Here is a 20,336-nt window from a genome sequence, read left to right as displayed (position 1 = left end):
CTAAAAAGGTCCTTTTGCTTTAATAATAACACAGATGATTGGAAAGCTGTAATGAAATCTATACAGGACATTTTAATGTGTAATGATATAGATACAGGAAAGTAGTGCCTCGTTTTTTTTGAATAGATTTTACTTAGTGCAATCAATCAAGTTGCATTGCAAAAGGATATGATTTAGGTAACCTGTGCTTGTTACCAGGGTTATTTGTTCGAAAAATAAAGGTTATCTTCATCATCCAAGGTTGTGGCTCTGCTTTTTGGCATGTGAATTGCTTAGTTGTATTAACACTCAGAAAATTCAAAGAATTAAGACTTAGTAAAGGAGTTGAAAGCGTACTGGATTTATGAAACAGCACGTATTCGTGTTGCCCATATCTCAAAAACAAGGAAAAAGGGGGATGTTCTTTTTGGTAAACACTTTGACATTGGGCCGCGAGAATCTTGGGTGCTGTTGGAGTAAGTATGGGAACGGTGTTTTTGGCTAGTGAAGTGTGCCGTAAAATTGGCAAGAGCTACAATGAACAATTGATAAGAGATGAAGCGTATGACACCCTTATTGCTGCAAAAAGTGTTAAATAACCAACCGTAGGAGGAAAAAATATGAGTAACAAAGCAAGAGTGATTGGTGTGGGTATGGTTAAGTTTGTTAAACCCGGCGCCCAGGAACCATATGAGATTATGGCTGCCAAAGCGATAAGGGAAGCTTTGAAAGACGCCGGAATTGAGTATGGACATATTCAACAGGCCTACGCCGGGTATATTTATGGGGATAGTACGTGTGGACAAACTGCCTTATATAAGGTTGGTATGACCGGGATACCGGTTGTTAATGTAAACAACAACTGTTCGTCCGGTTCTACCGCTTTGTTCTTGGCCAGACAAGCTGTGGAATCAGGCGCTGTTGAATGTGCTTTGGCCTTTGGTTTTGAGGAGATGAAACCTGGTGCGCTCGTTTCGAACTGGGATGATCGTACCTCTCCGTTTGAGTGGATTGAAAAGAGCTTGATCAACTTGGTTCCTGATCAGCCAAACGCTCCTATTGCATTGAAAACTTTCGGGGCTGCAGGTAAGGCTTATTTGGATAAATATGGCGCAAATCAGGACATCTTCGCCAAAGTTGCAGTTAAAACACGCAGCCATGCAATCCACAACCCCTATTCCATGTTCCACACCCCTCTGACTGTGGAGGAAGTGATGAATGCTCCCTTGATTTATGCACCCTATTTGACCCGTTTAGAAGCATGTCCCCCCTCTTGCGGTGCAGCGGCAGCCATTGTCTGCAGTGAGGAATTCGCCCGTAAACATGGGATTTCCAATTCGGTAGAGATAGTTGCTCAAGCGCTGACCACCGATACCGAAACAAGCTCGGAAAATCCCATGAACATAGTGGGTGCAGATATGACTCGCCGTGCCGCCAAGCAAGTTTATGAAAAAGCAGGCATTGGCCCGGAAGATGTGGATGTGGTGGAACTGCATGATTGTTTTACTCCTAATGAGGTAATTACCTATGAAGGACTTAGCCTGTGCAGCGAGGGGGAGGCAGAGAAGTTTGTTAACGACCGCGACAATACTTACGGCGGCAAGGTAGTGGTCAATCCGTCGGGTGGACTAATGTCAAAGGGGCATCCCATCGGAGCCACCGGTCTGGCCCAATGCACCGAGCTGGTATGGCAACTGAGAGGCCAGGCTGATAAACGTCAAGTACCAGGGGCAAGAATTGCTTTACAGCATAATTTAGGCCTTGGTGGTGCTTGTGTAGTGACTATGTACCGTCAGAGTTAGAAGGCTGGTTAGTAATTAAGAGGAGGGGGACATTATGAGTATTGGGGAACACCTGGTCAGAAACCTATTAATTGGGGAATTGCTCAGCAGAAACTCCAGAAAGTATCCTGATAAGCTGGCTTTTAAAGAGGGAGACCGGAAGTTTAGTTATGCTGAGTATAATTTCCGGGTTAATAAACTAGCCAATGCTTTAAGGGAACTGGGCATCGGACATGGGGATAAGGTTGCAATTCTATTGTTTAATGGCATTGAGATAATTGACTGTTACTTTGCTCTTGCCAAGCTGGGGGCTGTGGCTGTACCGGTGAATTTCCGTTTTGTTGGCCCTGAGATAGTCTATGTGGTTAACGATTCTGATTCAGTTTCAGTTATTTTTGAAACAAGCTTTGAAAAGACCATCGATTCCGTCAGGGATCAGCTTTCAAAGGTTAGACACTTCATTTCCGTCTCTACTCAAAGTGTGTTGCCTTATGCAATTAACTATGATGAATTTCTGGAAAAAGGCAGTGGGGAAGAACCCCTCGCAGTAGTAAATGACAATGATCCAGCTCAAATCATGTACACATCAGGAACAACAGGAAAACCCAAGGGCGCAGTATTATCCCACAAAAACCAAATATCCAACGCGCTAAGTGTATTGGTTGAACGTGTGTCTAGTTCAGATGAAGTGTATCTGTGCATCCCTCCTCTCTTTCACGAGGCCGCTCTGGCCGTAACTCTGGAGACAGTAATGCTTGGTGGTTCAACTGTAATTATGAAGCAATTTGACCCTGCAGCAGTTGCCGAAACATTAGAAAAAGAAAAAATAACTACAGTTCTTCTGGTTCCGGCAATGTGGAATATGCTACTTCAAATGCCAAATTTGGAAAAGCACAATTTCAGCTCTTTTTGGCTGGCTATTACCGGGGCTGCCATTTTACCCCAGAGCCTGAGAAAAGCTATTTCTAAAACCTTCCCTAATGTTAAGCTCTATGATATTTTCGGTCAGACAGAAATGAGCCCGGCCACAACACTCTTAAAACCCGAGGATGCTCTACGTAAGAATGCCTCAGTGGGGAAACCAATCATTGGGGTTGAAGTCAGGGTTGTAGACGACAACGGGCAGGACGTCCCGGTTGGGCAAGTTGGAGAGATTATTTACCGCAGCCCCGGAATGTTATTGGAGTATTACAAGAACTCTGAGGCTACAAGTCAAGCTATAGTGGATGGCTGGTTTTACAGCGGCGATCTAGTACGTTTGGATGAAGAGGGCTATGTCTATGTAGTTGACCGCAAGAAAGATATGATCATCAGCGGTGGCGAGAACGTTTATCCAGCCGAAGTTGAAGAAGTCCTGTATGGACATGGGAAGGTTTTGGAAGCGGCCGTGATCGGTATTCCCAGTGAAAAATGGGGTGAGGGAGTTCATGCAGTGGTTGTGCCAAAACCTGGAATGTGTATTACGCCCGAGGAAATAATGGAGTATTGTACCTCAAACATGACGAGCTACAAAAAGCCCCGCTCCGTTGAGATAGTTGCTGCCCTTCCGCGCAATGCTTCGGGCAAGGTACTTAAGGGTATACTGCGGGAGAAGTATGGTAATGCCGTAAAATACTAGTAATCATTAACTTGCGAACGAAGGGATACAGAATGTATTTTGAGGAGTTCTTTGTAGGGCAAGTTTTCACCAGTTCCTCCTATTTGGTTACCTTAGAGGAGATCACGGAATTCGCGGCACGGTACGACCCACAGTACATGCACGTTGATGCAGAGAAAGACAAAAAAGTATTTTTAAAGGGATCATCGCTTCCGGAGCCATACCATGTTCAATTGCCATAAAGTTGTGGGCGGAGATGGGTGTTTTAGGGGATCAGGCCATCTGTGAGGTGGGATGGAGCAAGTAATGTTTTTAAGAGCGGTTTACCCTGGTGATTCCTTAACGATACGGGGTGAAACCCTAGAACTGACTTCTTCCACCTCTAAAAATGGAGGTTATGTTACAACCCTTATCAACCCAAAGTATAAATTTGCGGGTGTTCAGGCCGGTGCGAATACAAACGAAATACTACAGAAATTAGGCATTTCCAAAGCAGACTATGACAATTTAAAGACAAAAGATGTTTTTGGCTGAGTTCTCTTAGAATTTGAATAAAGGGTACCGCTTATTAATAATCGAGATTTGTGAAAGGGGCCCAAGCAATGTCTAATAAGAATCTCAAGGTGGGGCAAGAGGTAGCAAGTTTTGAATTTACTATTGAAAAGGGAAAACTGCGAGAGGTGGCCTTAGCGATTGGCGATTTGAATCCAATTTACCTTGATAGTGACGCTGCCAAGGAAATAGGGTATCAAGATGTTGTTGCTCAGCCAACTTTTGGATTTATCATGGGTCTATGGGGTGGGGCAGACTTCGACGTCTTAGTCCGAGAACTGGACATGAATCCAATTAAAGTGCTACATGGGGAACAGGAATTCTTGTATTACGATGAAATCAACCCCGGGGAAGTATTGTCAGCCCACTGTAAACTTAAGAATTTAGAGGAAAAGAAGTCTATGTATGTTTTCGGGCTGGAAACAGAGTATTTCAATCAAGAAGGCGAGCTGGTACTGATATCTCGTTCTACCATAATTGAGCGGAAGTAAGGAGGGGATAAAATGTTAAACAATACCGCAAATGTTCACAACTTAAAAGTCGGGGATGAGTGGCCCGTCCTACGAAAAAAACCCATAGACGAAGTTCAGCTTGTAAGATATGCTGGTGCATCCGGTGATTTTAATCCGCTGCATTATGTGGAATCGTTGGCCCAAAAAGCCGGCTTTAACAAGCTCATCGCCCAGGGAATGCTGGTGATGGGTTTTGTTGGGCAGGCAGTATCCGGTTGGATACCAAACAAATTTCTTCGCAGGCTAAGGGTGCGTTTTGTAAATGTAACCTATTTAGGAGATACCATCTCGGTAGTAGGCAAGATAATAGAAATGAGGGAGGAAGGCCAGGAGGTTGTTGTAACTAGTGAAGTGAAAGCAATTGATCAAAACGGTGAAGAAAAGATTACAGGTCTTTTTGAAGCAGTATTACTCAAATAACGCAGTTAAGTTTAAGCAAAATCAGGAGGGATTTTTAGTATGGAAGCTATGTTAAAAGATATGAATTGTATTATTACCGGGGCCGGTAGAGGAATAGGTCGGGCTACTGCTATGTTATTTGCTAACGAGGGCGCTAAAGTATTGGTTACCGATTTAGATAAGGAGCCAGCGGATGAAGTTGTCGCTGAGATTCGGGAGGCGGGCGGCACTGCGGTCGCTTTTGCGGGGGACGTCTGCGGAGCAGATTTCCCGAATGAACTGGTAAAAACTGCCGTCGAGAACTTTGGTCCGAGAATTGATGTAATTGTCAATAATGCCGGATTTACCTGGGACGGGGCACTACACAAAATGTCTGACGAACAGTGGGAAACGATGATGCAGGTCCATATCACCGCCCCCTTCCGGATTCTGCGAGCTGCTGCTCCATATATCAGGGATGTTGCCAAGAAGGAGATAGAAAACGAAGGTAAAAGCATTGCTCGTAAAGTTATCAACGTTACTTCGGTAGCAGGTCTCGATGGCAATGCTGGCCAAGTTAATTATTCCAGCGCCAAGTCGGCTATTGTTGGTTTCACCAAGACCCTGGCCAAAGAGTGGGGCCCATTAAACGTATGTGTTAACGCTGTGGCATATGGTGTTATTGGTACTAGGCTAACTCAACCCAGGGAACTAGGAACCACCATTAAGGCGGGGGACAAGGAACTAGTTGTTGGAGTCTCGCCCCAAATACTTCAGGCTGTTAAAACACTTTGTCCGTTGGGCAGGGTGGGTACTCCTGAAGAGGCCGCATCTGCTATTTTGTTTTTGGCATCTCCTCTTTCCAATTACATTACTGGCCAGGTGTTGAGGGTAACCGGAGGAATATCTCTCTAGTGGGCCGTTTTTCATCAACGGCACCTATAAGTTAAGATGAAAGGAGAGCTGAACAAGTGGCTCTGGATTTAAACAATGAAGACTATAAAATTTTTCGTAATTCTTTTAAAAAGTTTTTGAAGACAGAAGTGATCCCCCATTACAACGAGTGGGAAGAAAAAGGGATAATCCCGAAGGAGTTGTACTTGAAAGCGGGAAAGATGGGGTATCTCTGTCCTTGGCTGGAAGAAAAATATGGTGGTCCTGAAGCGGGCTTGGAGTATTCTGTAATAATTGCAGAGGAAATGGTAAAGGCAGGGGCTATCGGCGTGTTATTCCCCTTGCACAGCGATATTGTTGCTCCATATATATATAGCTTCGGGACAGAGGAACAGAAACTGCAGTGGTTACCTAAGTTTGCCAGCGGCGAAATCATATCTGCTATTGCCATGACAGAACCAAACACAGGCTCGGATCTTGCTGCGATAACAACTACTGCTGTTCTAGACGGAGATGAGTACGTTATCAACGGGGCCAAGACCTTTATTTCCAATGGAATAAACACGAATTTAGTTGTTGTAGCCTGCAAAACTGATCCAAAGGCTATTCAACCTCATCGAGGAATTAGCCTTATTGTGGTCGAGGAAGGTACGCCCGGATTCATTAGGGGCCGTAAACTGGACAAAATGGGTTTTCGCTGCCAGGACACCGCAGAGCTGTTCTTTGAGGATTGTCGTGTACCGCGCGCAAACCTTCTCGGTGTGGAAGGAATGGGTTTCAAGTATTTAATGCTAAAGCTGCAGCAAGAAAGACTGTTCGGTTCAATATGGGGCCAGGCCATGGCCGAAAAGATGCTAAATGAAACTATGGATTATTGTAAAAGCAGGAACATCTTTGGCAAACCGGTTTCAGCCTTTCAGCATAATTCTTTTAAACTGGCGGAAATGGCAACCGAGGTTGAATTAGGACGCGCTTTTCTTGATTCTTTGGTCGCAGATCACATAGCCGGGAAAAACGTTGTTAAGAAGGTATCCATGGCAAAGTATTGGATCAACGAGATGGCTAACCGGATAGCCTACGACTGTCTGCAGCTGCATGGTGGATATGGTTACATGGAAGAATACCCGATCTGCCGCGATTACCGGGATGTCAGAATCTTTACCATCTTTGCGGGTACCAGTGAGGTGATGAAGAGCATTATCGCGAAGGAAATAGGCTTGTAAAGAACTTGAACCGTACACTTCAGAAGTGTTACCATGCCTGAAGAAATTGCATGGAATATTTTTAGATTTAAAATTTTAAAAAATTATAAATCAAGGAGGTATTATTATGGCAGTCAAAGAAATCAGCTTTTCTTCATTCAATGGACGAGATACTATTAAGGCGTGGATCTATACTCCTATCCACAAACCGAGAGCGGTAGTGCAGGTGGTGCATGGCTTTGGAGAACATTCACGACGGTACTTGCACATGATCGGTAAAATGCAGGAAGCAGGCTTTGTTGTCTGCGCAGATGACCATGTCGCCCACGGAAAAACAGCTGTCGACAACAATACTTGGGGAGATTCTGGAGCTAAAGGATATATGACTACCATAGAGGATGAAAACACTCTTCGTAAAATGATAACAGATGAATACCCCGATCTGCCCTACTTTATGTTTGGACATAGTTGGGGCTCGATGATCGCCCGAGGTTACGCAGCTCACTATGGTGAAAGTTTGACTGGACTGATATTGTGTGGAGTGGTTTCACAGTTTAGTGGGGCAGAAATCCTCGGTAAAAAAGATGACATGAAAAAAATGGCCGAGGCCGGACGTGGGGGTGAGGACGGCAGTTCTTTCATGGCAGTGGCGTTTGCAGATATGACAGCCCGCTATGAGAATCCCAACAGCGACTTTGACTGGCTTGCCACTGATCCATCTGTGGTGGTGGATTATACAGCAGATCCCTTCAATAACTTGAGCCATCCGTACACAGTACAGTTTTTCTATGATCTTATTGAATTGTACAAATATATAAAAGCCGACGATTGGGCATCCCGTGTGCCAACCGAACTGCCGGTTTACCTTATTGCGGGTGACCAAGATCCTGTGTGTAACTATGGCGAAGGATTATATCACGTGGCTAACATGCTGAGCACCAGCGGTCACAAACGAGTAGTTACCCACTGCTACACCGGCAAAAGACACGAGATTCACAACGAACCGACCATACGAGACGAGGTAGAGAAGGGAATCATTGACTTTATCGATTGTATGATATGACACATATCAAATGATGCAACTGCTACGTTTGTGAAAAGTCCAAACATACTATACCAGCTTAATTAACTCGTCTTCGACAGTTCATAGGCAAACACCTGAACCTATCCCGAATCAATAGACACAGTAAACGCACAATATCTTGTTCGATCCCGTTATAGCTTATTATTTTATCTTTTTTCCAACCAAGGACCTTCTAGTCCCTAGGGAACTGATTGTCAAGGGCGAGCGATCCATCTGCTCGGCGGGAAAGTCGTAACCTTCACTACATCCTATATTAATTCTGAGGGTCGTGAGAATGAAATACCTATTACTATTGTAATGGTTGAACTTGATGAGGGGCCATGGATAATGGGAAATCTGTTTGATATTGATCCAAGAACGATAAGCATGGATCTGATTGGGAAAAGGGTCAAACTAGGACATAAAGTATTCCCAGGAGACAAGTATTCTGCTGGTGATTCTGCCAGGCCGGTATTTAGTTTTGCGTAATAAGGTACATTCTAAAAAATAACAAGTCAGTTAGTATGCTGGTCTACTTTATGTCATACTGCGTCGACATGTTCACCTAATAGCCCGCTATGAGGTGAACATACCTCCTTGTCTGACGAAAAAATGTACATTGCATCTTTGACTTGTTATTTTCTTTCATATGCTAACTAAAATAAAGGGAACCAGGAAGGGTATCGATCCTGGCAAAATGGTCTATACCTTTGTTTAAAGCTGAATGACAATTTAATAGAGCGGAACCGAGCTAATCCACATTACCAAAAAATTAATGGAGGAGATATTTATGTCGACTTGGGAGCAGGAATATCGAAAAAAAGTGACGTCTCTTAAAGGTGCGGCCGCGACTATAAAATCCGGAGATGTTGTTGGCACTGGCCTAGCCGTGGGAGCGTGTTCGCCTGATATGTATAATGCTATATTTGAACGGCACGAAGAATTACGAGATGTTTGGATTATTGATGCGGTGCAGATACGTCCTTCTAAACTTTATGATCCTGAATACATGGCCGGAATTGACGGACATATAAACTATGCCCCGGGTTTTGGTACGGCAGCAAGTCGGAAAATGGGAAGTACTAGGCAGGCTGATTTTTTACCGTGTACGACTTCTGATATAGCTGACAAATTTTCAAGCAGGGCTGACGTATTTATTGCTATGGTTACGCCACCCAATACCCAGGGTTATGTTAATCTCGGATTAACTAATTTTTACACGATGGAAACTATTAGGCAGGGCAGGGCGTCCGGTAAGCAGCGCGTTACCATAGGAGAGGTCAACGATCAAATGCCTACTGTTTTCGGAAATAACTGGATGCATATTTCGGAATTTGATTATTTTGTGGAAAATTCAAAGCCGATGCCCAACTTTGGGCGAGGGGAACCGTCAGAAATAGAAAAAACCATTGCCCAGTATGTACTGGAGTTAATTAATGACGGAGATACAATTCAAATGGGTATTGGAGGTATTCCTGAAGCAGTAGTCAGTGGCCTAAAAGGAAAGAAGGATCTTGGCGTTATTACTGAGATGTTTCCAATCGGACTGCGAAATCTCGTTGAAACAGGAGTTATTACTAATAAAAGAAAGCCAATTCATAAAGGCGTAACTGTAGCAACATTCTGCATGGGTGACCAGGATATGTATAATTATGTTAATAGCAATCCCTCCTGCGAGTTTTACCCTGGGTCCTATACCAACAGCCCTCTTGTTATTGCTCAACATCCGAATATGGTTGCCATGAATATGGCGCTTATGGTGGACCTCAGCGGTCAAATCAACTCGGAAGGCTTGGGACATCAGCAGATAAGTGGCACTGGGGGCCAACTGGACTTTATGATCGGTTCCTATTGGTCGCAGGGAGGCAAAGGAATTACATTGCTAAGTTCGGCCAGAAAAATGAAGGATGGTAGCCTAGTCTCCGGAATAGTCCCAGAATTACCGATCGGAAGCCCGGTCACTGTTCCTCGAACCTTTGCTCAGTACGTTATTACCGAGTATGGAATTGCCAACTTGAGGAATAAGACTAGACGGGAACGGGCTAAAGCTTTAATTGCTATAGCTCATCCTGACCTGCGTGGGGAATTGCTTGCCAATATGAAAAAGAATTTCTTTCCATTTGCCAGTTTACAGAATGCCAGTTCAGTTTCCTAATCATGGATTTAGGTGATACAACATAGTGAACCCAGTACTTTAGTACTCTACCACAGTCAAACCATTGATATCAATGGCATTTTTGAGCATTAGTTTTGAGCATTAGAATGAACATAGTTATCAGACAAGAAATGCAAGGCCACCTGGGCGGCCTTAGAAGTGACCTGCCCGGTAGTCAACAGCCGGAAGCGAGTCTTGCATGTTAGGAAGCATTTCTAGTGTGAAGCGTAGACAGCAAGTACAAAAGCTGTGTGATTGAGCCTCGATCGCAGCCCATAAACCTGTCTATACTAACCGGTGAAAGTCCGGCCGCGGTAGTTTTCCCGTTCGACCGTGTAGTTATATCCGACTCTCATTTCAGGTGACTGAATGAGGGAAAGCTCGGAAGTAAAAGTCCTCGCTGCTCCACTGAGAGTAGACTGGTTAGGGGGACAAGCAATCTTGGAGGCCGTAGCATAAAGCGAACACTGCAGCGCCGAAATAGTCACCCTGCGATAGGCCAGATTTGAGCAGGATTTTGGAGGGTGTCGAGTCGTTTCGAGGTTGACGAAGACTGGTAAGCTTTCGGAAGTAATGGGAATATGCACGAAAGTTACCCTCGGCAACCCTCTATTTCGTTGGAGCTTTCGCTTTCTTCAGGTCGAGAGCAGTACAATGGTACCTTATAGACCTGGTACCATTGTCCGACCGGGGTGGAGCAGCCGTCAAGGCTGAGAATCTAATGGAGTGAAAGTCTCCTGTCACCAATTGACCGGATTCGGGTGACTAGCTTATCCAATGCGTGAGGAGGTAACGAATCACGTTCTGCTTGGACGAAAAAGCCGCGGCGGCCCATATTACATTGGGAATAGAGGGTCGGAACAGACGGTGCGGCGAGCAAATATTGAGGTCAGAAGGATTAACGAATACTGCAGCCCCGAAATGGACACCCTTCTGAATCTGTTGAAGGGATTTTGTGTAGCGCCGACCCAGTGCCCTAGTGGGGAAGGCCGAAGCTTTGTGGGAAGAAACGGTTAAGTGCACCACAAAGGCAGCCGGGGTAGGGGTTCTGACATCAATAGAAGGATTCACAGAGATAACGACGGGAAGGTCCTACTTCCAGCTGGGTGGCAACAACCAGCAAAGACTCATTTTATAGGGACAACCGAAATAAGTGAGAGGATTTAGGATTGGCGCATGAGGTAGTAGTAGCGATGAGAGAAGGGTAACGTCTTCTTAAGTACAAGAAAATTGTACTTTCAACTAGGTAACACCTAGTTGAAGCAAAGGACCTCTGGGCACTTGGGGGCCTCAGAGAACGCAGTACATCGAGACTGATGACGTATCTCTTAAACGAAGGCTAACCTTTGAGCAAACTAGATAACCAATGGGCGAATATGAGTGTCAGCATTTAAACCTAGGGGTATATAGGAAGGCGAAAGGGATACACCCAAGGTCAGAACCGGACTCGGGAAATCCGACTGTCCGGGATCGCAGGGAGGCTCTGGGAAACGTGGCCTGCATTGGAAGGTGCGCGCGCCCAGTTTCTATCCCGACCTAAGAGCAGAGCAAATGTACAAGAGGTTCCCCAGGAACCTGGGAGAAACTGTTACGTCCATCTTAAGTGTCCGGTGGGGATTACGGGATAACAACTCCAGGCTTTCTAAGGCATGTTCTCAGCTATGGGAAGAGCGAACAATGAGAATAAGGATGGTACTGCCAAGCGAAGGAAACGAAGTGCGGTGGGATGCGATAACAGTAGTCGTAGTGTCGTCATAGTACCAATGAAGTAGGAAAACTCACTCGAGAGGATCCTATAGAGGGAAGGAAAAGGAGAGCTGAGACCAATCGGCATACCCACTTTAGAAGATAAAGTACTAAACGAATATTCATAATTATCCAAAATAAGAGACCGAGAACCCCAATTTGCAATTCAAATTGAAGGCAGATTCAGTGTGCTTTAAGCTTGGGGGCTCTGCCCCCAACGCACCCGAAGTTTAACGCTTTGGTTCTACCTGTAAGGAAATGAAACTAGGAAAAGGAACATTTTGCAATGCTCCCCATTTCCTTCAGCAGAAACCAACTGAGCGCTCAGGTTGCTCTTCAGCATTACCTTATCCTCTACAAGTTGGCAAGAGCTACCTATAGTTTTGCCAAAAAAATCTTAGAAGTAAAATTTCCATTTACACAAAATTATTACATACCCAAGTATGTTGATTTATCCATCTGTTCTTCTGCCAAATGGTTACACATTGCCCAATTTGACGAGCCTTTCAGCCATACGCGATATTTGATTTAATGCCTGGGTGAGCTCAGTTACTCCTTGAGCTTGGGATTCGCTAACGACGGCCAGTTGACTGACAGACTCAACTAAACGATTAACAGAGGATTGTACTTCAAGTACATCTTGTTCAATCGTTATTGCAGAGTTTTTTGTGTGTTCTGCAAGTTTCCTAATTTCTTCAGCGACAACTCTAAACCCTCTACCACTTTCTCCCGCACGAGCAGATTCAATAGCAGCATTGATACCTAAGATATTGCTTTGCTGTGATATTTTTTTTATGGCTGTTGTTATGTCAGAAACATGGATAATATCACTTTTAACATGTAAGGTTTCATCATCCATCGTTTTAGCGGTTGCAAATAGTTCTTGGCTTTGGGCTGAAAGGTTTTCAGCAGAAGCATAAATTTCTTCGACTGATGATAGAATTTCTTCTCCAATTTCCAACAGAGCATTGTATTTTTCAGCAGATATTGCGATGGTAATTACTCCAACCAATTTGCCGTCATCTTGAATTGGGCTGCTAATAACAACGTAGGAGATGGAAAACTGGGACTTTCCTTTGGGAACATGGGCAAGTGTTCTCTCCCCAGATTGTAATACTTCATATGAAATAGTATTCTTATACTTCTCAGTTGGATCGCCTGTTTGTACTCTAAGATCAAGTCTAGGATTATTGTAAGCTGCCAACACATTTTCTTGATTGGCAACAAAGACTGAAATATCTTGGTCGTACCATTCTTGCAAATGAGATGCAACTGATATTACGTGTTCGATCTTCATGAAAAACCTCCAACTATTCATTTTGTTGTGGAGTTGTCAAATTTGGTGCAGTCATTAAACTCGTAAAAATAGTCTGGAATAATGTGGGTACTAATTTATGGTTAGGATATAGTTGGTTCTTATCTACCGGAAGGATAGTGCGCTGCTGGAGAGCAAGAGATAGAGTAATGCACAAAATGTCTTATCAAAGGTTTGAAATTTGTAAACAACTAGGTCGGCACTATTACCGAATGTTCTTTGAGTTTCTGTAATGGTCTGTTCAATATCTGAGTAAATGTTATCCTTAGATAACGACTTTGAATCGGATTGTTTGACATTTAGCAGCTTGCGAGGTTTAAATAACTTTTTGAACAAAAGCAAAAGCCTTCTTTACGTATTAGTAAAATCAGTATTTAGCTTTTGCTGTTTAGGAGTAATAATACTAAGAGTAGACGTGTTGTTTTTGAAGAGCCAACAGAGAGTTGGGACCACTAAGGGGAGTCGCCAACATTTCAGCCACAAAACAATAGTTTCATTTTTGCGTTATAGTTCGTCAAAAATGGGATATACTGTCTTGTGGCTGTTTTTTTCACGAATCATTGCCGTACCCCAAATACACTCGATACTTTGCTTTGCTAATAGGTCGGCGCGTTTCGAAGAGCACTTCTGGGTATTGTTCGGCCGATCATCGAACAGCGCTGCCGCGCGGCCCTTCAGGTGCCGGTTGAAGAACGTCAGCGAATCGGGTTGATGATATTGTGCGCCCGATTTCCATCGGTCGGCCCGGTGACACCCGGCCGGGAGAAAAGCGGGACCAGTACGGGAGGTCCATCAGGTTGACGTGGAACCTCCCGGGCACCCGCACGAAGTAAAATCCTCCGGCCGGCTCTTCTCGAACACCGCCTGTATGGTAGTCAGTAGTTCCAGATTCAACTAAAATGCCCGCTCATGTTTGCAGGAATTACACTACTGAAGCTTTTTGAAATTTCAATTATTCTCATTGAAAATTCCGTCAAATTCATACTTCCGTCCGCTATTTGTTGTGTGTGTCCTGCTTGGTCTCCGCTTATTGCGGCAAAACTACTCACACTTCATCATAAGCCAATTTCCTTGGCGATGATGCTTTTCATGACCTCGCTGGTGCCAGCAAAAATGGTAAAAATTCTGACGTCTCGATAATCGCGGCAAATCGGGTATTCTTCCATATAACCATATCCGCCATATAACTGCAGACAATCGTAAGCTATCCTATTAGCCATCTCGTTTATCCAATATTTTGCCATGGATACCTTCTTCACTACATTTTTGCCTGCCATATGGTCTACCACCAAAGAATCGATAAAAGTGCGACCTAATTCAACCTCAGTTGCCATTTCAGCAATCTTAAAGGAATTATGTTGGAAATCGGAAATCGGTCTGCCAAAGATGGTTCTGCTTTTACAATAATCAATCGTCTCTTTAAGCATTTTTTCCGCCATGGCCTGGCCCCATATAGAACTAAACAGTCTTTCTTGCTGCAGTTTAAGCATTAAGTATTTGAAACCCAAACCTTCTTCACCGACTAGGTTGGTACACGGTACCCGACAATCCTCAAAGAATAACTCAGCGGTGTCCTGGCTACGCATACCCATTTTGTCCAATTTGCGGCCCTTGATGAATCCTGGCGCTCCTTCTTCTACTACGATAAGGCTAATGCCCCGGTGAGGCGGGATAGCCTTTGAGTCCGTTTTGTAGGCTACAATAACTAGATTGGCGTTGATTCCATTGGAAATGAAGGTTTTGGACCCGTTTATGACATACTCGTCTCCTTCTCGAACAGCGGTCGTTTTAATGGCAGAAAGGTCGGATCCTGTGTTGGGCTCTGTCATGGCAATAGCTGATATTATTTCGCCGCTAGCAAATTTGGGCAACCATTTCAGTTTTTGCTCCTCTGTTCCGAAACTGTAGACATATGGAGCAATTATATCGCTGTGCAAAGGAAACAGGGTGCCTACGACTCCGGCCAGAACCATTTCCTCAGCAATAATTACTGAATACTCCAGCCCTGCTTCGGGCCCACCATACTTCTCTTCCAGCCACGGGCAAAGAAACCCCATCTGCCCAGCTTTACGCCATAGCTCTTTGGGAATGATTCCGTTCTCTTCCCACGCGTTATAAAAGGGAACCACTTCTGCCTCAAGAAATTTCCGGAATGAATTGCGAAAAATCTGATAGTCACCTGTTTTTAAATCCATGGTCATAGTGAAGCTACCTCTCTTTATTTTAATTACAGGGATAACCCGCCTGACACGATTTTTTTTCCTCTATGCTTGATACTGTGGTACAACATTGTACTAAATCACCGGGGTTGATTTCACCCAAGTATTGGAATTCTTGTTCTCCGTGTAAAATCCGCAAAGGATTCAGTTCTAACGCCCGGACTAATAGATCAAAGTCTGCTCCTCCCCAGAAATTCATAGCAAATCCAAAAGTAGGCGACGCAATAATGTCGCGATAACCCTTTTCTCTTGCTGTATTACTATTGTAATAAACAGGGTTGGGGTCGCCGATCGCCAGGGCTAACTCCCTAATTTTGCCCGCTTCTACACGAAATTCGAAACTACCAATGATTTGACCGATCTTGATATTCTTGCTTGCCACGCCGATTCGCTCCCCTCGTATTTTGAAGGTTAGTACTTCATTGCTGAGCCAAACTTTTCTCTTAATTTGGTTTTGAGCACCTTTCCGGCAGCATTGCGCGGCAGTGCTTCGGCAAAGTCGATAGACCGGGGCTTTTTATAACCGGCCAAGTGGGCAGCACAGTATTCCAACAGCTCAACGGCGGATATGTACTGGCCATTTTTCAAGACGACCACCGCATGGACCCCTTCGCCCCATTTTCCGCTGGGAATTCCGATCACAGCTGCTTCCAGAACTTTTTCATGGTTGTATAACACTGCTTCCACCTCGGCTGGGTAGACATTTTCCCCGCCGCTGATCACCATATCCTTCTTGCGGTCAACAACGTAGACGAACCCTTCACTATCTAGGCGCACAAGGTCACCACTGTGGAACCAACCGTCCACAATGGCTTGCTCGGTGGCTTCGGAATTCTTGTAGTATTCTAAGAGCATGCCAGCGCTGCGGTAAATAATCTCTCCGACCTGTCCGACGGGTACGTCTTGTCCATGGTAATCGACAACCCGTATTTCGACCCCAATGATGGGTTTTCCCACAGAAGCAGTTTTGCGCAGTGCATCCTTTGGTTTTAACAAAGTTGTGACTGGACTCATTTCTGTCTGACCGAACATATCATAGAGCTTAACATTCGGGATTATCCCGGAAATAGCCTTTCTTAGGCTCTGTGGCAAGATTGCCGCACCTGTAATAGCTAGCTTAAGAGAGCTAAAATTGAATTTTCCAAGGTTGGGTACTTGCAGTAGCGCATTCCACATCGCAGGGACCATAAAGAGGGTCGTTATTTTTTCCTTTCCTATCGTTTCGGAAATTGCTGCCGGGTCAAATTGCCTTTGAATGATGGTTGAACCTCCCATCATGACTGTTTCCAAGGTTAGAGCCAGAGCCGCCTCGTGAAAGAGGGGCGGGATGCACAGAAATATTTCGTCGGGACTGGAATCACGTTCTATCAAGACACTTAAGGCGTTGGACAATTGGTTCTTGTGGGAGAGGATGGCCCCTTTGGGTCTTCCTGTTGTTCCGGAGGTATACATAATGTGAGCAGGGTCATTGTCATTTACAGATATACAAGGTTCTTCCCCGTTCCCTGAGATCAAAAACTCATTATAGTTAATTGCATATGACAATTCGCTTCCATTAGGTACCAGTGATAAAATGCTTGACCTTTGGTATCTGATCTTTCACAGAATCAATCATCTTTTCAAAGACTTGGTCAAAGATCACTGCCACTGAGTCAGAATTGTCAACAATATAGACTATCTCAGGACCTACAAAACGGAAATTGACTGGTACAGCCACAGCACCCAGCTTGGCAAGGGCAAAATAGCAGTCGATGATTTCCAGGCCATTGAACAAAAAGACTGCTACCTTGTCTCCAGCACCGATTCCAAGGCTAGTTAAAGCATTGACCAGTTTATTTACCCGGATATTATATTCAACATAGGTGAATTTACAGTCTCCCTCTTGAAAAGCTAGTTTATCGGGATACTTTCTGGAGTTTTTGGTGAGTAACTCCCCGATTAACAGGTGTCTGGTCAGGTGCTCCTGAACACTCATAATTACCCCTCCTCGTCAAAATCGTCCCTACTAACCTTTTCGGTACATTGTTACCACACAAGCTCCACCCAGGCCGATGTTATGTTGCAAAGCAATTTTCGCCTCTGGCACTTGACGTTTATCAGCCTGGCCCCGCAGTTGCCATACCAGTTCTGTACATTGGGCCAGACCAGTCGCACCAAGGGGGTGACCCTTTGACATTAATCCGCCTGATGGATTAACCACTATTTTTCCACCGTAAGTATTGTCCGCGTCGTTAATAAACTTCTCGGCATCCCCCACTATCAAGAATTGACTTTACACTCTTTATCTCTTTGTTTCCTTTTGCTGCAACTTAACAAGCCCTTATGATCGACCTCCATTTCACGTTAGAGTGTTCAGAATATTCTGATCGTCACAGATATATGTATATGCAAATTATATGCCAACAAAAATGCTGCTAGAGGGATACTGAAGACGTATTTTTTTGTCGCACATAAATCGTTATAATTATAATTACAACAATTAATTCTGATTGATGCCCTCATAAGTTTAATTAGCAAGTTGAGTCACCGCACAAACCAGTTTAAGTAATAAAGCTCGCTACACTTATATGTATTAAAAGTATTACAGATGCGAACACTTCTGTACGTCTTTCGTTACAACCTAATCAATTCTTGTGATACAATATTGACTGTAAGCAGACTCTAATGGTTGATTGGAAATCCATTAGAATTGGGGGTGATTGAATGCTCTTTAAGGACATTATCAACATGGAAATGGTATACCTAAAGCCAGAGGACACTTTAGAGAAGGCAATACTAATTTTTAAGCAGACCAAAATTGATGGCCTTCCTGTTGTCACAACGACCTGTGAACTAATTGGAGTGTTTACCAGAACAAACCTTTACAATGCTCTTCTGAACCGATCATCACTAGAGGATATGATCGATCCTTGGATTACCAAAGATGTTTACAGTCTACCTGAAAGTACCCCTTACGAAGAGGTGGAAGAGGCAGTCAAAAGAAGTCCAGTTGGATCTGCCCCGGTTGTGGATAAACAAGGTAGGGTCGTCGGGGTATTTACCAAGGCTAATATGGTTTTAACCCTGTTAAGAAAATCGAACCTTCTAAATGCTCAGCTGACCGCCATTCTAGACTCAATGCATAACGGAGTAGTAGCCTTTGACCGCGATGGAGTTATTTCCCTAATTAATAAAAACGCGGAGAAAATACTAGGCCTTAGCAGCGAAAAGTTATTAGGAGTACCCTATGACAGAGTTTTGAACGGATTGAACCTTAAACCAATCCTTAAACAAGGGGAGGAAAAAATTGGGATTAAATACGAATGGAATAAAATTGAAACCATCGTTAATATTATGCCTATTCACGATGGGACCTCAGTTACAGGAGCGATTGCTATATTTCATGACCTAACCGAGCTGGCTCAGACTGCCAGAGAACTTGAGTTTGTCAAAAAGCTCAACAGGACACTTGATACCGTCATCAATATCATTAATGATGGACTAATAGTTGTTGATGGGAAAGGGTATGTCTCCCTGATTAATAAGGCCACTGCTGACTTCTTGAAGGTCAAACGGGAAGATGCGATCAATCAACATGTGACTAAATTGATGGAACAAAGCCGTCTGCACGTCGTTGCCCAATCTGGGATACCAGAACTTAGCGAAATTCAAGGTATTGGGGATCAACAATATTTAGTTTCCAGATTGCCTATCATCAAAGATGGCGTCCCTGCCGGTGCAGTTGGGAAAATAATATTTCCTCAACTTCCGGAGATTAGGGAATTGATTAAGAAAGTTAATTCGCTTCAGAGCAAGGTTACTTATTACAAAGAAGAACTGCAAAAATCCAAATCAATCATGGTGGAACCAGCCAATATTCTTGGGACAAGTCCACTAATAATTAAGTTAAGGGAGGAAATTCAAAAAATATCGCAAACAAATTCTACTGTTTTAGTTACTGGCGAAAGTGGAACTGGTAAAGAATTGGTTGCCCAGGGACTTCACTATAATAGTCCAAGGAGAAATGGTCCATTTGTGAGCATAAATTGTGCTGCTATTCCAGAACAATTACTTGAGTCGGAGCTATTTGGCTACGAGCCCGGCGCTTTTTCGGGGGCAAACAAGAATGGAAAACTTGGACGTTTTGAGCTGGCAAACAAAGGAACAATTCTGCTGGACGAGATTGGCGATATGTCCTTAAGCTTACAGGCGAAACTCTTAAGAGTCATTCAAGAACGCAAAATTGAGAGGGTGGGCGGGACCAAATCGATTGATATTGATGTGCGTATTTTAGCTGCAACTCATCGGGAGCTGCGGAAGGCTATGGATGAGGGTATCTTTCGGGGAGATCTTTACTACCGAATTAACGTGATCAATTTACACTCTCCCCCTTTAAGGGAGCGGAAAGAAGACATTAAATTATTAGTATCAAGCTTCATCGAAAAGTTTAACCGTATTTTAAAGACGGAAATTACCGGATTCATTCCTGAAGTATTTGAGATCTTATTAAACTATTCGTGGCCAGGAAATATCCGGGAATTGGAGAATGTAATGGAACGAGCGGCCAACTACGCCCAAAAGGGTAGAATTACACCGGAGCACCTGCCGGCATATCTGATGATCGGTAATATTAATTCAAATGTTGAAGAGCACGGCGAACAAGTCATACATCATGTAGTGCAAGATGATTATCGGGAAAAATTAAATCTGACCGAAAGGGACATTATCCTTTCTGTGCTGGAGAAAACAGGCGGGAACAAAAGCAAAGCAGCTAAGCTGTTGAACATGAGCAGAACTCGTTTTTATTCTAGGTTGAATAAATTGGGATTGGATGGAAATGTATTTTTATAACGCTTATTGCGTAATTACTCCGTTGAAGTTTATAACTCAACTTTCGGTCGCGACCGAGCATAGGTCGTGTAATTTAGCGGGTGGAAATCCCGCTTGGTAAGACGCAAGCCACG

At 44.0% G+C, this 20,336-nt stretch carries 17 protein-coding genes; 11 read left to right on the top strand and 6 right to left on the bottom strand.

What is annotated here, in order from left to right; translation table 11 throughout:
• Positions 1 to 599: 599 nt before the first annotated feature.
• The 10 genes from JL57_RS12025 to JL57_RS11980 all read left to right on the top strand — a co-directional run bounded on the left by JL57_RS12025 (position 600) and on the right by JL57_RS11980 (position 10,113).
• Positions 600 to 1,781 carry a lipid-transfer protein gene (locus tag JL57_RS12025; RefSeq protein WP_034142280.1) on the top strand — a complete coding sequence of 394 codons (1,182 nt, stop codon included), beginning with the start codon at positions 600 to 602 and terminating at the stop codon, positions 1,779 to 1,781.
• Positions 1,782 to 1,815: 34 nt separating this feature from the next.
• The gene (locus JL57_RS12020) at positions 1,816 to 3,378 is read left to right on the top strand and encodes a long-chain fatty acid--CoA ligase (RefSeq protein ID WP_034142279.1); all 1,563 of its coding nucleotides are present in this window, start codon (positions 1,816 to 1,818) and stop codon (positions 3,376 to 3,378) included.
• Positions 3,379 to 3,651: 273 nt separating this feature from the next.
• Entirely contained in the window at positions 3,652 to 3,891 is a 240-nt protein-coding gene (locus tag JL57_RS12010) for a hypothetical protein (protein WP_291299997.1), read from the top strand.
• 68 nt (positions 3,892 to 3,959) lie between these two features.
• A complete protein-coding gene (locus JL57_RS12005) occupies positions 3,960 to 4,400 on the top strand; it encodes a MaoC family dehydratase N-terminal domain-containing protein (RefSeq protein WP_034142277.1) in 441 nt (146 codons plus the stop codon).
• Between the two features lie 12 nt (positions 4,401 to 4,412).
• Positions 4,413 to 4,841: a MaoC/PaaZ C-terminal domain-containing protein gene (locus JL57_RS12000; RefSeq protein ID WP_291299996.1), complete on the top strand. Its 429-nt coding sequence runs from the start codon at positions 4,413 to 4,415 to the stop codon at positions 4,839 to 4,841.
• Between the two features lie 39 nt (positions 4,842 to 4,880).
• Positions 4,881 to 5,714, top strand: a complete 834-nt coding sequence (locus JL57_RS11995) for an SDR family NAD(P)-dependent oxidoreductase (protein ID WP_034142276.1) — start codon at positions 4,881 to 4,883, stop codon at positions 5,712 to 5,714.
• Positions 5,715 to 5,770: 56 nt separating this feature from the next.
• Positions 5,771 to 6,916 (top strand): acyl-CoA dehydrogenase family protein, encoded by a 1,146-nt coding sequence (locus JL57_RS11990; RefSeq protein ID WP_034142275.1) that lies wholly within the window; start codon positions 5,771 to 5,773, stop codon positions 6,914 to 6,916.
• A 106-nt stretch (positions 6,917 to 7,022) separates the two neighbouring features.
• Positions 7,023 to 7,958, top strand: coding sequence for an alpha/beta fold hydrolase (locus JL57_RS11985; RefSeq protein WP_034142274.1), 936 nt, complete (start codon positions 7,023 to 7,025; stop codon positions 7,956 to 7,958).
• A gap of 228 nt (positions 7,959 to 8,186) precedes the next feature.
• Positions 8,187 to 8,447 (top strand): OB-fold domain-containing protein, encoded by a 261-nt coding sequence (locus JL57_RS34250; protein ID WP_366557014.1) that lies wholly within the window; start codon positions 8,187 to 8,189, stop codon positions 8,445 to 8,447.
• A 301-nt stretch (positions 8,448 to 8,748) separates the two neighbouring features.
• Positions 8,749 to 10,113 (top strand): acetyl-CoA hydrolase/transferase family protein, encoded by a 1,365-nt coding sequence (locus tag JL57_RS11980; RefSeq protein WP_045691798.1) that lies wholly within the window; start codon positions 8,749 to 8,751, stop codon positions 10,111 to 10,113.
• 2,224 nt (positions 10,114 to 12,337) lie between these two features.
• Here the strand turns inward: JL57_RS11980 and JL57_RS11975 are convergent.
• From JL57_RS11975 to JL57_RS11950, 6 genes are all read right to left on the bottom strand, one after another.
• Positions 12,338 to 13,156: a methyl-accepting chemotaxis protein gene (locus JL57_RS11975; RefSeq protein ID WP_034142273.1), complete on the bottom strand. Its 819-nt coding sequence runs from the start codon at positions 13,154 to 13,156 to the stop codon at positions 12,338 to 12,340.
• Between the two features lie 1,073 nt (positions 13,157 to 14,229).
• Positions 14,230 to 15,375, bottom strand: coding sequence for an acyl-CoA dehydrogenase family protein (locus JL57_RS11965; protein ID WP_034142271.1), 1,146 nt, complete (start codon positions 15,373 to 15,375; stop codon positions 14,230 to 14,232).
• A gap of 22 nt (positions 15,376 to 15,397) precedes the next feature.
• Positions 15,398 to 15,775, bottom strand: a complete 378-nt coding sequence (locus JL57_RS11960) for a MaoC family dehydratase N-terminal domain-containing protein (RefSeq protein WP_291299995.1) — start codon at positions 15,773 to 15,775, stop codon at positions 15,398 to 15,400.
• Positions 15,776 to 15,804: 29 nt separating this feature from the next.
• The gene (locus tag JL57_RS11955) at positions 15,805 to 16,938 is read right to left on the bottom strand and encodes an AMP-binding protein (protein WP_291299994.1); all 1,134 of its coding nucleotides are present in this window, start codon (positions 16,936 to 16,938) and stop codon (positions 15,805 to 15,807) included.
• Positions 16,939 to 16,948: 10 nt separating this feature from the next.
• The gene (locus tag JL57_RS34245; RefSeq protein ID WP_291299993.1) at positions 16,949 to 17,368 is read right to left on the bottom strand and encodes an AMP-binding protein; all 420 of its coding nucleotides are present in this window, start codon (positions 17,366 to 17,368) and stop codon (positions 16,949 to 16,951) included.
• A gap of 30 nt (positions 17,369 to 17,398) precedes the next feature.
• A complete protein-coding gene (locus JL57_RS11950; protein WP_034142270.1) occupies positions 17,399 to 17,656 on the bottom strand; it encodes a thiolase C-terminal domain-containing protein in 258 nt (85 codons plus the stop codon).
• Between the two features lie 440 nt (positions 17,657 to 18,096).
• On the opposite strand from JL57_RS11950, the gene JL57_RS11945 reads away from it, so the two are divergent.
• On the top strand, positions 18,097 to 20,223 hold the full coding sequence (locus JL57_RS11945) for a sigma-54-dependent Fis family transcriptional regulator (protein WP_034142269.1): 2,127 nt from the start codon (positions 18,097 to 18,099) through the stop codon (positions 20,221 to 20,223).
• Positions 20,224 to 20,336: the final 113 nt, after the last annotated feature.

The sequence above is a fragment of the Desulfosporosinus sp. BICA1-9 genome, from assembly GCF_000802135.1.
Note: the sequence above shows the minus strand (reverse complement) of the source record. Positions and strands in the feature narration are given on the sequence as shown.